Annotated in this window: 11 protein-coding genes; 8 read left to right on the top strand and 3 right to left on the bottom strand. The window is 65.4% G+C overall.

Annotated features, from left to right (window positions below; genetic code table 11):
* Nucleotides 1-11: 11 nt before the first annotated feature.
* Nucleotides 12-1628: a hypothetical protein gene (locus GVL61_RS11860; protein WP_159980229.1), complete on the bottom strand. Its 1617-nt coding sequence runs from the start codon at nucleotides 1626-1628 to the stop codon at nucleotides 12-14.
* Between the two features lie 315 nt (nucleotides 1629-1943).
* On the opposite strand from GVL61_RS11860, the gene GVL61_RS11855 reads away from it, so the two are divergent.
* From GVL61_RS11855 to virB11, 8 genes are all read left to right on the top strand, one after another.
* Nucleotides 1944-2318 (top strand): hypothetical protein, encoded by a 375-nt coding sequence (locus GVL61_RS11855; RefSeq protein WP_159980226.1) that lies wholly within the window; start codon nucleotides 1944-1946, stop codon nucleotides 2316-2318.
* 259 nt (nucleotides 2319-2577) lie between these two features.
* On the top strand, nucleotides 2578-2919 hold the full coding sequence (locus GVL61_RS11850; RefSeq protein WP_255456505.1) for a TrbC/VirB2 family protein: 342 nt from the start codon (nucleotides 2578-2580) through the stop codon (nucleotides 2917-2919).
* 11 nt (nucleotides 2920-2930) lie between these two features.
* A complete protein-coding gene (locus GVL61_RS11845) occupies nucleotides 2931-3212 on the top strand; it encodes a type IV secretion system protein VirB3 (protein ID WP_043971237.1) in 282 nt (93 codons plus the stop codon).
* Nucleotides 3213-3257: 45 nt separating this feature from the next.
* On the top strand, nucleotides 3258-5672 hold the full coding sequence (locus GVL61_RS11840; RefSeq protein ID WP_159980223.1) for a VirB4 family type IV secretion/conjugal transfer ATPase: 2415 nt from the start codon (nucleotides 3258-3260) through the stop codon (nucleotides 5670-5672).
* Nucleotides 5673-5676: 4 nt separating this feature from the next.
* A complete protein-coding gene (locus tag GVL61_RS11835; RefSeq protein ID WP_159980221.1) occupies nucleotides 5677-6930 on the top strand; it encodes a type IV secretion system protein in 1254 nt (417 codons plus the stop codon).
* Complete coding sequence (locus GVL61_RS11830; protein WP_159980219.1) at nucleotides 6927-7793, top strand: TrbG/VirB9 family P-type conjugative transfer protein; 867 nt, start codon at nucleotides 6927-6929, stop codon at nucleotides 7791-7793. The genes GVL61_RS11835 and GVL61_RS11830 overlap by 4 nt, the downstream gene beginning before the upstream one ends.
* Before the next feature lie 3 nt (nucleotides 7794-7796).
* Nucleotides 7797-8870: a TrbI/VirB10 family protein gene (locus GVL61_RS11825; RefSeq protein ID WP_159980217.1), complete on the top strand. Its 1074-nt coding sequence runs from the start codon at nucleotides 7797-7799 to the stop codon at nucleotides 8868-8870.
* Between the two features lie 6 nt (nucleotides 8871-8876).
* The gene (gene virB11 / locus GVL61_RS11820; protein ID WP_159980215.1) at nucleotides 8877-9905 is read left to right on the top strand and encodes a P-type DNA transfer ATPase VirB11; all 1029 of its coding nucleotides are present in this window, start codon (nucleotides 8877-8879) and stop codon (nucleotides 9903-9905) included.
* Between the two features lie 43 nt (nucleotides 9906-9948).
* On the opposite strand, the gene GVL61_RS11815 is transcribed toward virB11, so the two are convergent.
* Together GVL61_RS11815 and GVL61_RS11810 are read right to left on the bottom strand one after the other, a co-directional pair.
* A complete protein-coding gene (locus GVL61_RS11815) occupies nucleotides 9949-11445 on the bottom strand; it encodes a Ppx/GppA family phosphatase (protein ID WP_159980213.1) in 1497 nt (498 codons plus the stop codon).
* A 45-nt stretch (nucleotides 11446-11490) separates the two neighbouring features.
* Nucleotides 11491-13671, bottom strand: coding sequence for an RNA degradosome polyphosphate kinase (locus tag GVL61_RS11810; RefSeq protein WP_159980425.1), 2181 nt, complete (start codon nucleotides 13669-13671; stop codon nucleotides 11491-11493).
* Nucleotides 13672-13767: the final 96 nt, after the last annotated feature.

The following is a 13767-nucleotide window of genomic DNA, read 5'->3' as shown; positions in this document are numbered from 1 at the left end:
GCAGTCCCGTATCAGGTCGTTGGCAGCGAGGTGCAGTTGCCCGAGTTGCCGGTGCCGAAGTTTGCAGTCGCGCTGTTGCAGGTCCAACCGGCGTACCAGTTGTCGGCAGCGTTGCGCACTGCGCCAATCCAGGTGGTGGTGTCGAAGAAGGTCGCCGCCGAACCGGTCACCAGCGACTTGGGATCGGTGGCCACCACGGCGTTTTCGTTCGCGCCGTTGATGAAGGTGCTGGTCAGCGTGTTGGTGAAGTCGTCCCGGTTGTTGAAGTTACCCGGGTTGAAAGCGGCCTGGCTCTGAGCGGCGGTGTTGATGACCACGCCCGCAGAGGTGTTGCTGCCAAGGTACTTGGCGGCGTTGCACTGCATCACGACCGAACGCGCGGTCAGTGTGACCGGCGTAGGAGCAGAGGTGTTGATACGCACGCATTCTTCGTCGGCGGCAACCAGCAGTCCGTTGACAAGCGTCGTGTCCGAGTTGCCGCGGAAGAACAGCGAAGCCCCGTTGCTGGTGCTGCCGCTGGTGCCGGGGGCCTTCAGGAAGGTGAAGTTCGCGACAGTCAGATTGGTGCGCGGCGCATCGCTGGCGTTGCCGTCGCTGTCGATTTCCATGATGCCGTCGCCGAAGCCTGCGCGCTGGGCGATGAGCGCGTACTGGACGAGCATCTGGGCGCCGGTGTCGACGTCGAGGCTGTCATCGTCAGAGCCGACCGAAATGTAATACTTCATGCGCGGGCTGCCGCCGAACCATTCGGAGCCGTCATCCGAGCTGTTGACGCTCTGGAAGTGGTCGATCGTGGTGCCCGTGCCGATGCCTTCGCCGGTGAGCGACTGCAGCTCGATGTTGTTGCCCAGGATGAAGCCCGAGTAACGGATCTGGAAGTACTTCATGACGCCGGCATTGTAGGCCGAATCGGCGCCGCCGAAGCGTGCCGGGTTGGGCGCGCCCTCCGTCTGGCGTTCGCAGGTGCCCGAGGCGAGGGTGCCGACGGTGCAGTCAGTGACCGGCGCGCGGCCCATCAGAACGACGCCGCCCCACTGGCCCTGCGAATTGTCGTTGTTGATGCCCAGGACGTTGTCGCGGCTGGTGAAGATGATCGGGGCTTCGGCCGTGCCGGCTGCGTTGATCTTGTTGCCGCGGTTGACGGCGAGCCAGGACTGTCCGGTGCCGCCCATGATGATGACGCCCGGCGCGATGGTCAGCGTGACGTTGGTGTCCGCTGTCAGCGTCGAGGTGGGGCAGCCGACGGTCGTGGTTGTGTAAGCGGTCGTCGAAGTAGGAGCTGTGAACCCGCCGTCGCAGCCGACGTCGACGCGACCTGGCAGCTGATAGATCAGGCCCGCAATCTTGGGCAGCGTCGAGGAGGCGCTGATCACGTTCGGCAGGTTGCAGACGCGCCAGGTGCCGGTCGGGCCGGTCACGGTGCCTGCGTCGTTGGCAACGGTCGGGCAACCGCCGGCCGGCGTCATGAGACCTTCACCGGGGGTCGGAGTCGGCGCCGGAGTCGGCGTAGGCGAAGGAGTGATGATCACGTCGCCACCAGTACCGGGCGAAGCGATGTCGCTCGGGCCACAGCCGGCGAGTGCGAGAGCGCTGCAGCCCACGAGCAGCAGACCAGAAATATTCTTCACGATGGATCCCCCGTGTTCAGGTCGAACGTGGCGGCGATTCCGCCCCCGTCACCGGAGGGCGTCTAAGGGGGGTGAATGACATTATGTTGGCGATACGATGACACTAAATTACGGAAATACGACGGTAAGACGACAATTAAGCCGTGAGTGGCGGCGGGGACCGCGGGGGAGTCCTCCAGCTCTTGCCAGCGAATCGTCGCTTGATCGGCGGCCACCGTGAATATTGCATTTTTATGACAGATTCGTCATTTTGTTGATGGACGGCGAATTCACGCAGACGATGTGGGCAGCCAACATATGAATGGGAGAGTTGTCATGTCGCTTTCGGTCCTTCTTACCGCTGCTTTGCTGGGGCAATCGACCATCTCGCTAGCGATAGACCGTCCTACGTCCGACGTGACCGAAGTCGCCTATCGTGAACTTTCTGAAGGTCGGCCGCAGGCTGCGGTGCGTAAACTCGAAGCGAACGGCGCGGCGCGGTCGGAGGACCCGGCGGCTCTCATCAACCTGGGTGCGGCCTATGCCCGCGCCGGGCAGGCCGACAAGGCGCTGGCCGCCTATCGTGCTGCGGTGGCGTCTCCTGAGCGCTACGATCTGGAGCTTGCCGACGGTAGCTGGGTGGATTCGCGTCAGGCAGCGCGTACGGCGCTGAAGGGCCTTATGGCTTCGCGGAGCGTCGCCGCTCGCTGATTCGTCGCAATCCGCCACCGGGATATCGCAAAACAACAGACGATTTCTGTAGATTTATTCGCGATTTTAACCATTTTTACGCTGATATTTCAGGCACGAATTGCACCTGTCGCAAGGACAGGGCATTTTGTGCCTAACCGGCGTTTCACGAATTTGGAAACTTTCTTGTGATACATGCCGGCAACCATGACGGTCTGCCGCGCCATCGTCACACACCTGTCATCCGGGTGGCGCAGTTGGCCGTCATACGGAGGACATGGTGATTCGATACGTAAAGTCTGACGGCCGCAAATCGCGCGCCTTCCTCTCCGCTCTGGGCGCCGCGCTCGGCGTTTTTGCACCTTCTCTGGCCCAGGCACAGGCAGTTGCCCATGACCCGGCCGGTTCGGGTCCGATCGTCGCCGCACTCGGCTGGCTGCAGGGCACGCTGCTGGGTAACGTCGCCACCGCCGTTGCCGTTATGGCGGTTGCCGCTGTCGGCTTCATGATGCTGACTGGCCGCATGAACTGGCGCTTTGGTGCGACCGTGATCATCGGCGTGTTCATCCTGTTCGGTGCGGGCGCGATCGTAACCGGTATCCAGTCAGCGGCAGTGGGCTGAGGGACGGGCTGATGAGCCTGGCCCGCTACCCCGTGCACCGCGCGCTGACCCGCCCGCAGATGTTCGCGGGCGTGACGTACAGCTACTTCATCATCAACGCCGCGCTGACGACCGAAATCTTTCTTATTACCAAGAGCTTCTGGACAGTGCCGGCGGCGCTGGTGATCCATGGGGCGGGATATCTCGCGTGCCTGCGTGAGCCGCGGGTCTTCGACTTGTGGATCGCCAAGGTCAGCAAATGCCCGCGCGTTGCAAACTGGCAGCGCTGGGGTTGCAACAGCTACGCGCCGTAACATCGAATACGCGCCGGCATCGAAACGGCGTGGGGGAACGACATAATGGCCAAGAGCTTCAAATCGCCGCTGAAGGGCTGGGGAGCGAAGGAAGTGCTCGCCGGCGACCGGCTGCCCTATGCCGCGCTGGTGGACGAGAACGTCGTGCGCCTGCGCGATGGCTCGGTCATGCTCTCGCTCATGGTGCCGGGCCTGGCATTCGAGACTGCCGACACTGACGAACTCAACGCCCATGTCGCCACCCGCGAAGTGCTGCTGCGCTCCGCGCTCGATGCGCGTTTTGTACTCTACCATCACGTTATCCGTCGCCGCGTGGAGATCGAGATGGATGGCCGGTTCGACGATGCGCTCTCCGCGCATATCGACGCGCGCTGGCGTGCGCGCACGTCCTCGGGCGCGCTGTTCGTCAACGACCAGTTCATCACCCTGGTGCGCCGTCCCGCACGCGGCAAGGCGGGCTGGGCCGACAAGCTCTCGCGCATGATGAAGTCGAAAGCCGAATCGGTCGAGGCCGATCCCGGTGACGTCCGGGCGCTCAAGGCTGCCGCTTCGGCGATGGTTGCCTCGCTCGGCGCTTACGGCGCGCGGCTTCTGGGCGATTACGAAGGAGCGGCCGGGCAGTACTCGGAAGTGCTTGAACTGCTTTCGGCGCTCTACAACGGCGAAATGCGGCCTGTGCGCCGTCCCTCCGACGACACTGACATTGGCCACATGCTGCCTTACCGCCGTGCCAGCTTCGGCATGGATGCGCTGGAACTGCGCGGGGCGACCGGCGGTGGCTTCGGCTCGATCGTGTCGCTGAAGGACTACCCCGATTCGACCGCGCCGGGCCTGACCGATGCGCTCCTGCGTCTGCCCTGCGAACTGGTGCTGACAGAGACATACGCCCCGTCCGACCGCCAGATCGCCCGTGAACGTATCGACCTTGCCGTGCGCCGCCTGCGTAGCGCCGATGAGGAAGCCTTGGCCGAACGCCGCGAGATGTCGGCCGCACGCGATGCTCTGGGGACCGGCGCCGTCGGTTTCGGCGATCATCACCTGTCGGTTCTGGTCCGCGCCGACACGCTGGACCAGCTCGACGAAGTCACCGCTTCGTGTGCGGCTGCGCTGGCCGACGCCGGCGCGATCGCGGTGCGCGAGGACGTGAACCTGGAACCCGCATTCTGGGGCCAGCTTCCCGGTAACGAGAGTTTCATCGTGCGCCGCGCGCTGATTTCCAGCGCAAATATGGCGTGCTTCGGAAGCCTTCACGGCTTCGCGATGGGGCAGGCGAGCGGCAACCACTGGGGCGATGCGGTCACGCTGCTGTCGACTACCAGTTCGACGCCGTTCTTCTTCAACTTCCACCAGGGTGACCTCGGTAACTTCACCGTCATCGGTCCGTCGGGTTCTGGTAAAACGGTCGTCATGAACTTCCTGGCCGCACAGGCGCAGAAGTTCGCGCCGCGCACCATACTGTTCGACAAGGATCGCGGCGCTGAAGTGTTCCTGCGCGGTATCGGCGGCACCTACAGCCGTATCGCTGCGGGACACCCGTCCGGTTTCAATCCGCTTTCGCTGCCGGATACCGCCGCTAACCGCGCTTTCCTGCGCGACTGGCTGGGCGTGCTGCTGGCCGCGAAGGGGCCGGAGGAATTGACGACGATCGCCGGCGCGGTCGACGCGGCCTACCACAACGATCCGTCGCTGCGCCGCCTTTCCCACTTTCGCGAGCTGCTCGCAGGGGCCCGCCGGCCCGAGGCGGGGGACCTTGCCTCGCGCCTCGACGCATGGCTGCAGGGCGGCGAGCATGGCTGGCTGTTCGACAACCAGCACGACCGGCTAGACCTCAGCCAGCGCGTCCTCGGCTTCGACATGACCGCACTGCTGGAAAGTCCGCGCCTGCGCACGCCGGTCATGATGTACCTGTTCCACCGCATCGACGAGCGCCTCGACGGCGAGCCGACGATGATCCTCATCGACGAAGGCTGGAAAGCGCTGGATGACGAGGTCTTCGCCGCCCGCATTCGTGACTGGCTCAAGACGCTGCGCAAGCGCAATGCGCTGGTCGGCTTCGCCACCCAGTCGGCGCGCGATGCGCTGGATTCCAAGATCGCCACGGCGTTGGTCGAACAGACTGCGACGATGATCTTCATGCCCAATTCGCGTGCCCGGCCCGAGGATTACTGCGAAGGATTCGGCTTGTCGCAGCATGAACTCGACGTCATTCGCACGCTGCCGGTGCATTCACGCTGCTTCCTGATCCGTCAGGCCGATACTTCGGTAGTGGTGCGCCTCGACCTTGCCGGTATGCCCGAAGTTCTCACTGTCCTGTCGGGCCGCGAGAGCACCGTGCGCAAGCTCGACCAGCTTCGTGAACGCTATGGCGATGCGCCCGAAGGCTGGTATCCGGTCCTGACCGGAATGCAGTGGCCGGCCGAAGGTGAAGGCGGCGAGCTCTGGACCGAGGCGGCGGAGTAGCCCCATGGCGAACGCCTGCGAACAGCTTACCGAAGTCGCTTCCGCCGGCGTCGCCCCGGCGCTGCGCGCGGTTGACTGCGTGGCCAACGAGATGGCCGCCTCGGCATTCGGACGGCTTTTCGGCGCCGGCGGAGCGATGGGCCCGGTGCTCACCATCCTGCTCACGCTCTATATTGCCTTTTTCGCGTTCTCGCTGCTGACTGGCCGATCGAGCCTTGGCATTTCGGCGCTTACTCCGCGCATGTTGCGCCTCGGCGTGGTACTGACTTTTGCCACCAGCTGGATCGCCTACCAAGGTGTGGTCTGGAACCTCGCCGTCGGCGGTCCGGACTGGATCGCGGGCGTGCTGATGGGTGCGAAGGGCTCGGCGACACAGCTTTTCGGTGACCGGATCGACATCGTTTTCGGCGCCATCAACGATATTTCCGAAGCCACCTCCAAGGTCGGCGGCGCAGCGCAGGACGGGGGCGGCGCGGCTGCTGCCGGTGCCGCCGTCGCCGCCAAGGGCGCGGGCGGGCTGTTCACACCCGAAAGCGTTATGTGGATGGGCGCGCTGCTGCTCCTGCTGGGAACCGTGGGGGTGCTGCTTACCGCGCGCATCGCGCTGGGCGTGCTGCTGGCGCTGGGTCCGATTTTCGTCATCATGGCGCTGTTCGGCGGCACGCGCGGACTGACCGCCGGCTGGCTTCGCGGTGTGGTGCTGACGGCGGTTACCCCGCTGTTCGTGGTGCTGGGCGGCGGGATCACGCTGGAGCTGCTGGTGCCGATCATTTCCGGCCTCGTCGAGAACGCCAATGCCGGTGAAATCGACGGGCGCGGGGCGATGGCGTTCTTCCTCGTCGCCTCGGTGCATGTCGCGCTGATGGTGATGGTGGTGAAAGTGGCAGCGACGATGGTGTCGGGCTGGCAGGTCTTCGGCTTGGGTGCCGATAATGAGCGAGAGCGCTCCGGCTCTTCCGGGCAGGCCGCTGCGCCGGCTGCGGCCAGCGCGCCCGCGCCGGTGGCCTCAAGCTATCAAGGCCGTACTTCGGTGATCGCGGCGGCGGGCGCTTCCGCCATGGCCGAGGTTTCGGGGCAGGGGCAGAGCGGCGGCGGCGGCCGTTCGGGCGACCGCCGAACCGTGGTAACGCAAGTCGTGGGCGGCGGCATAGAACCTCTGCGTCAGGGCGACTCGGCTCCGCGCGCACGCGGGATCGGCAGCCGTTTCCGCGCATCTAACGACACCGGCAGATCGCCGGCGAAGGAGAAGACACGATGATCCGCGCAACCCTGCGCAACTTCGCCGCTGCAGTGAGCCTGGGCGCGCTGGCGCTGACTGTTCCGGCGCAGGCCGACGAGCGTCTTGTCGCCCATGCCTTCAGCGACAACGAGGTCGTGCGTATCGACGGCCGGGCCGGCGTGCAGGCGACCATCGCCTTTGGGCAGGGCGAGGCGATCGAGAACGTCGCGGTCGGCGATTCGCAGGCCTGGCAGATCACGCCGAATAAGCGCGCCGACCTGCTCTTCGTGAAGCCGTTGGAAAGCACCGCGCGCACCAATATGACGGTTGTAACCAACCGCCACACCTATTTCTTCGACCTTGTCGCCACCACCAAGGCGAAGCCGCTCTACATGCTGCGCTTCACCTACAAGGACGAGCAGAAGCCGGGCGCAGGCTCCGCAGGGCTTGCATCGCTAGACCCGGCAGAGCAGGCACTCGCCGCTGGCAATGCTCTGGGCATGCCTACCGACCCGGCCGCGCTCAACTTTGCCTGGAAGCGCGTCGGTGTTGAGAAGCTGATGCCGTCGCGCGTCTACGACGATGGCATGTCGACTTATCTGCTCTGGCCGGACAAGGCGGCGATCCCGGCGATCCTCGTCACCAACGAGAAGGGCGACGAAGGTCCGGTCAACTACGCCGTGCGCGGCGCCACTATCGTGCTGGAGGACGTGCCGAATTCGATCGTCCTGCGCTCGGGGAAGGCGAAGGCGGAACTGGTGAATTCGCTGCCTCTCGCCTCGCGTCCGGCACCGGCAGCACCTGCCGCCACATCGGCCCCAACGCTCAATCCTGCCGTGGCGACTGCTTCTTCGCCCACGCCGTCCGTCGGGACAGCGGCACCCACCTCCTCGGGGAACTGATACATGGCGCCGAACTCCTCGATCCGCGAACGCCTTTCCTCTGCCGACGCAACCGATCCGCGTGACGGTGAAGGTGCGCAGGTCATCGACCTGGCCACCCGCAACGTCCTGCCGCAGGTCAGCCAGCGCAAGAAGGGCGATGGCCTCGGCCTTGCCGCCGGTGTCCTGATCGTGGCGGCGCTCGGCGGGTTGACGCTATGGTCGATGGATTCGGCGCGCAATCCGGCTGGTATCAAGCCGGCCGTCCCGGCGCCGCAGCCGGTCCCGGCGCCTGCCGCAGTGGTTCCTGCGCCCGCCCCGGCTGCCGTGCCCGACCCGCTTCCCGAGCCTGCCCCGGCGCCCGTGCTAGCTGCGCCGCCTGAGGCGGCCGCCGGTCCTCAGGCCAATCCTTATGCAAGTCCCACGGTCGTTTTCGACGCGGGGACCGGTGCGGCCGTGGCCCTCGCGGGGCCTGCGGGCGAAGCTGCGAAGGGCGGCAATGCCAACGACGATTTCGCCGCCCGCATCGGCGGCACCGGGGCGACCGCCTCGGCCAGCCACTCGTTCGATCCGGCCACCACGGTAACGCAGGGCACTTTGATCCCCGCCGTGCTGGAAACGGCGATCGACACCGATGTACCGGGTTATGTTCGCGCCATCGTTTCGACCGACGTGCGCAGCTTCGACGGCAAGCGCGTGCTGGTCCCGCGCTCGTCGCGCCTGATCGGCCAGTATAAAAGCGGGCTGACGGCGGGCCAGAAGCGCGCCTACGTCATCTGGTCGCGCCTGATCCGCCCGGACGGCGTCTCGGTGAATTTGGGTTCGCCCGCAGTCTCCTTTGGCGGTGAGACGGGCCTTCCCGGCAAGGTCAACAGCCACTTCTTCGAGCGTTTTGGTTCGGCGATGCTGCTTTCGGTGGTCGGCGGGCTGACCACACTGGCGTCGAGCGGTTCGAACGTGATCGTATCCGGCGGCGGTTCGGCAGCATCCAGCGCGGTGCAGAGCGGCGCGCAGATCGGCCCGACCATCCGCGTGCGCCAAGGCGAACCAATCCGGGTGTTTACCGCCAAGGACCTGGACTTCAGCCAGGTCCAGTGACGCACCATGGCAGACGTTCTCACCTTGCAGCCGCATGTCGCGCAGGTTCCCGTGGCGCCTGACGCAGCCGCCGCGCGCAGCGTCTATCTCGACGCGTACCTCGCGCCATTGCGCCCGTGGCTGGAGCGCGAGACGGTGACTGAAATCCTCGTCAACCGCCCCGGCGAGATCTGGGTGGAGGATGCCGCGCTTTCGGGCATGCAGTGCGTCGCATTGCCGCAGATGGACAACCGCCTGCTGCAGCGCCTCGCCGAACAGGTCGCGCGGATCAGCCATCAGGGCATTAACCGTGAACACCCGCTGCTGTCGGCGACGCTGCCGGCCTATGGCGGGCAATCGGGCGCGCGTATCCAGCTCGTCGGTCCGCCTGCCACGCGCGCCAACTGGGCGTTGGCGATCCGCCGGCACCGGCTGCTGGAACTGCCGCTGGATGCTTACGATCGCGGGCCGATTACGGTGCCGGTCGAAGCGCCGACGCCTGATCCCATGGCCGAGCCGATCGCGTTCCTGCGCGATGCTATTCGCCGCCGCCGCACGATCCTGATTTCGGGGGGCACGTCGACGGGCAAGACCACGTTCCTCAACGCCATGCTCACGGAAATCCCGGAGCATGAACGCGTCGTGTTGGTGGAAGATACTGCCGAATTGCGCCTGCCGGGCGCTAACGGGGTGGGCCTTATCGCTGTGAAGGGCGAACTGGGCGAGGCCAAGGTCTCGGCCAACGATCTGCTTCAGGCAGCGCTGCGCCTGCGCCCCGACCGTATCGTGCTGGGTGAGCTGCGGGGCACAGAAACGGTGAGCTTCCTGCGCGCCATCAATACCGGACACCCGGGTTCGTTCTCGACCGTCCACGCCAATAGCCCACGCGGCGCGCTGGAGCAGATCGCGCTGATGTCGATGCAGACCGGCATCGGCCTCACGCGGGCGGAGACGCTTGAATATGCATCTTCGGTGATCGATATCGTCGTGCAGCTGGACCGCAGCGGCGGCAAGCGCGGCATTTCCTCGATCGCCCAGAGTTCAACACTGGTTTGACCGTCCTCCAGAGCCCTCCCCGGAAGGGGAGGGTTCTGGCCAATCAGGCCTCGATCAGTGCGCCTTCACGCGTCTGCACCCGCCATGTGAGGCCGAGCCAGTCGGCAAGAGCCTTGAGATCCTTGCCGTTACTGGGGCCATAGAGCGGGCGCGCCGGTTCATCCAGGGACAGTACCAGCACATTGTCCACGATCGCCAGCCCCGAAGCGGCCATGCCGCGCGGCGTGCCACCGGTCAGGCGGCGGCAGAGGCGCACCGCCAGGCCCCATCCGATCGCGCGGTCGAGGTCGGCTTTTTCGGCCAGACGGGTAAAGTCGGTCGGCGCAGCAGTGAGGCCGGAATTGGCGAAGACGGTCATCGCCATCATCCCGCGTCCGCGCATGTCGAGGCCGATCCAGCGCTTGCGCAGGGCCCAGGTAAGAGCTTCTTCGGTGCGCATGTTCGGCTCGGTGCGCATCGCGGCGAGGGCGAGCAGCCCGGCGGCGGTCCGCAGGTCGCGGTCGGCGTCGGCGCGCGGGCAGGCTGGCGCGGTCCACCGGGCCACGCGCGCCGCATCGTCGGCATCGACGCGCGCACCTTGCGCAAAGGCGGCGACGCTTGCGAGCATCGGGCTTTCCTGCTGGACCGCAGCGGGCAGTTGCATGTGCAGCAGCCCCTCACGCAGACCCCACGAAGAGAATACCAAGTGCGAGGGATGCAGGTTGCCGACCATCTGCGCCATCAGCGCAGCGGCATCGGGCAGGGTGGCCAGGCGCGATCCCGAGATGCGCGGGTCCGGGTTCTCCGGTTTACCCTTCGCGAATTCGCGGGCGAGGTGGAGCGCTTCCGAGGCTGGAAGTTCGAAGCCGTGCGGATCGTCCACTGGCCAGCCCAGCACACGCATCGCCTGCAGCGCCAGCGCGCGCCACGATCCGCCGACGATGTAGAGTGGCAGCCCGCGGGCGCGGTTGCTGGCCGCATCCCAGCCCCGTGCATCAAGTCCCGAGCGCACGGCACCGGCGAATTTCTGCGGGCCCAGCGCGCGCATGTCAGCCAGGAGCAGAGTACCGAAGGGCAGGGTGATGCCGCCCGGGCGGATGCCCCGTGCATCGACTTCCACCAGTTCGAGGCTGCCGCCGCCAAGGTCTGCCACCACGCCTCGCGCGCCGGGGAAGGCGGCGATCACGCCAGTGGCGCTGGCGCGGGCTTCTTCTTCGCCGGAGAGCAGGCGCGGCGAGAGGCCGAAGCCGCGCACCGCGTCGAGGAATTCAGGGCCGTTGGCTGCGTCGCGCGCGGCGGCGGTTGCGACGCACTCGACGTTGTCCACCCCCATCAGCCGCAGCAGCGCAGCGAAGCGTGAAAGCGCAGCCAGCGCAACGCGCATCGACTTGTCTGAGATCGCGCCGGTACGGCCAAGGTCCTTGCCGAGCCGGGCATTGACCTTTTCGTTGAGCACGACGACGGGCGCACGCGGCGCGCCGTTATACACGACAAGGCGGACCGTGTTCGATCCGATGTCGATGATGGCGCGCTTGGCGCTGGACTGGCTAATGCCGATCATTATGTTCAATACGCACCGTAGGGGCCGAAGTTGCGCCGCCCTATGTCAGATAGTGCCGCGTCTTAGCGAGAGCTTGGGCACTTTTCGTCCACTGTCGAGTGCCGCACCGCGCCCGGAAAGCGACGGATTGGTCATGAAGTAGCGGTGCAGGTTGAACGGGTACTCCACTTCGCCCACGCGTTCGTAGGTGCCGTCCGGCGCGCAGATCCAGCTTTGTTCGGTGTCGATCAGGTTGGCGAGCATCACCTGGTCGAGAATCTGGTCATGCACCGTCTTGTTGCGGATCGGCAGCAGCACTTCCACGCGGCGGTCCAGGTTGCGGCTCATGCCGTCGGCCGAAGTGATGAACAGCTTGGCGCGGCGGTTGGGCAGGTGCGCGCCATTGGCGAAGGCCCAGATGCGCGCATGTTCCAGGAAGCGGCCGATGATCGACTTGACCATGATGTTCTCGGACAGTCCGGGAATGCCGGGGCGCAGGCAGCAGATGCCGCGTATCACCAGGTCGATATCCACCCCTGCGCGGCTGGCGGCGTAGAGGCGGTCGATGATGTCCGGATCGGTCAGCGAATTAAGCTTGGCCCAGATCGCGGCAGGCTTTCCGGCTTCGGCATTGGCGATTTCCGCGTCGATGCACTCATTCAGCGTCGAGCGCAGCGAGATCGGCGAGATAGACAGGCTTTCGGTGCCCTTGGGCTCGACGTAGCCGGTGATGAAGTTGAACAGCCGCCCGACATCGCGGCCCGCCGCCGGATCGGCGGTGAAGTAGGAAATGTCGGTATAGATGCGCGCGGTGAACGGATGGTAGTTACCGGTGCCGAAGTGGCAGTAGGTGCGATAGCTCTCACCCTCGCGGCGGACCACCATCGAGACTTTGGCGTGGGTTTTCCAGTCCACGAAGCCGTAGATGACCTGGACGCCTGCGCGTTCCAGCTGACTGGCCCAGAGCAGGTTCTGCTCCTCGTCGAAGCGGGCCTTCAATTCGACCACGGCGGTGACGGACTTGCCCTGCTCGGCCGCGTAGATCAGCGCGGAGATGATCGCCGACTGCTTGCCCGCGCGGTAGAGCGTCTGCTTGATCGCCACCACGTCCGGGTCGCGCGCGGCCTGGCGCAAGTAGTCGATCACCACCTCGAAGCTTTCGTAGGGGTGCTGGATAACGATGTCTTTCTCGCGGATGGCGGCGAAGATGTCGCCGTCATGCTCGAGGATGCGTTCGGGGTAGCGCGGGGAATAAGGCTCGAACTTGAGTTCGGGGCGGTCCTCGTCGCAGATCGCGGAAAGGCCGGAGAAGCCGATGATGCCCTCGGTCTTCATGATGAGGGCCTTGTCCAGCCCTAGCTGCCGGCGCAGTAGCTCTTCCGCTGCCGGGTCGAAATTGCCCTGCAATTGCAGCACGATGACGAGGCCGCGGCGGCGGCGCTGGATCGCGGTGCGGTAATAGCGCACGAGATCCTCGGCATCCTCCTCGATCTCGATGTCGCTGTCGCGCAGGATGCGGAACACACCGTGACCGTTGAGGCTGAAACCGGGGAACAGTTCCGCCGTGTTGCGGCAGATGATGTCCTCGATCGAAATCCACGCCGCCTTTTCACCGGGGATGCGCACGAAGCGCGGCAGCGGCGCCGGGATCAGCACCATCTCCATCACCGGCGCGTCGTCCGCCACGCGGGTCAGCGAGAACAGCACGCCGATGCCCTGGTTCGCGACGAACGGGAAGGGGTGCGCCGGGTCGATCGCCTGCGGGGTGATCACCGGCATGACGTGTTCGATGAAATAGTCGCGCAACCAGCGCTCACGCTCCCGGTCGAGCCTGTCGTTCTCGCCGATGACGGCGACCCCGGCTTCGGCCAGCTGGACTTTCAGCGCTTCCCACGAGTTCTGCTGGACCTGTTCCAGCTCCAGCGCTTTTTCGTGCGTGACGGCCAGCGCCTGCTGTGGCGTCAACCCGTCGATCGAGATTTCCTCGATCTGGCGGCGCACCTGCCCGGCGAGGCCGGCGACGCGCACCATCAGGAACTCGTCGATGTTGCTGCCCGAGATCGACAGGAAGCGCAGACGTTCCAGCAGCGGATAGTTGGGATTGGAGGCTTCGGCCAGAACCCGCTCGTTGAAGGCGAGCCAGCTGAGTTCGCGATTGAAGTAGCGCGCGGGCAGGGTGCCCAGATCGGCAGCTTCACCGCTTTCGGCGGTGATTTCGGTCTGGTCGCGAACGTTCAGCATATCCATCTTTTTCACCCGAGTGTCTCTTACATGACACGATGACACTTTTGCGACAATCGTGCAGGATGCGACGAATTGTTGCCGCGTCGTCTTTGCACTCAC

It is taken from the genome of Novosphingobium sp. 18050 (assembly GCF_902706195.1).
Classification (GTDB): domain Bacteria; phylum Pseudomonadota; class Alphaproteobacteria; order Sphingomonadales; family Sphingomonadaceae; genus Novosphingobium.
This window is presented reverse-complemented; position numbering and strand designations above follow the sequence as displayed.

Excerpts from the sequence above, each read along its gene's own strand:
- GVL61_RS11855 (WP_159980226.1), top strand. The coding sequence starts at position 1,944 with ATGTCGCTTTCGGTCCTTCTTACCGCTGCTTTGCTGGGGCAATCGACC.
- GVL61_RS11830 (WP_159980219.1), top strand. The coding sequence starts at position 6,927 with ATGATCCGCGCAACCCTGCGCAACTTCGCCGCTGCAGTGAGCCTGGGC.
- GVL61_RS11840 (WP_159980223.1), top strand. The coding sequence starts at position 3,258 with ATGGCCAAGAGCTTCAAATCGCCGCTGAAGGGCTGGGGAGCGAAGGAA.
- GVL61_RS11845 (WP_043971237.1), top strand. The coding sequence starts at position 2,931 with ATGAGCCTGGCCCGCTACCCCGTGCACCGCGCGCTGACCCGCCCGCAG.
- GVL61_RS11815 (WP_159980213.1), bottom strand. The coding sequence starts at position 11,445 with ATGATCGGCATTAGCCAGTCCAGCGCCAAGCGCGCCATCATCGACATC.
- GVL61_RS11810 (WP_159980425.1), bottom strand. The coding sequence starts at position 13,671 with ATGGATATGCTGAACGTTCGCGACCAGACCGAAATCACCGCCGAAAGC.
- GVL61_RS11835 (WP_159980221.1), top strand. The coding sequence starts at position 5,677 with ATGGCGAACGCCTGCGAACAGCTTACCGAAGTCGCTTCCGCCGGCGTC.
- virB11 (WP_159980215.1), top strand. The coding sequence starts at position 8,877 with ATGGCAGACGTTCTCACCTTGCAGCCGCATGTCGCGCAGGTTCCCGTG.
- GVL61_RS11825 (WP_159980217.1), top strand. The coding sequence starts at position 7,797 with ATGGCGCCGAACTCCTCGATCCGCGAACGCCTTTCCTCTGCCGACGCA.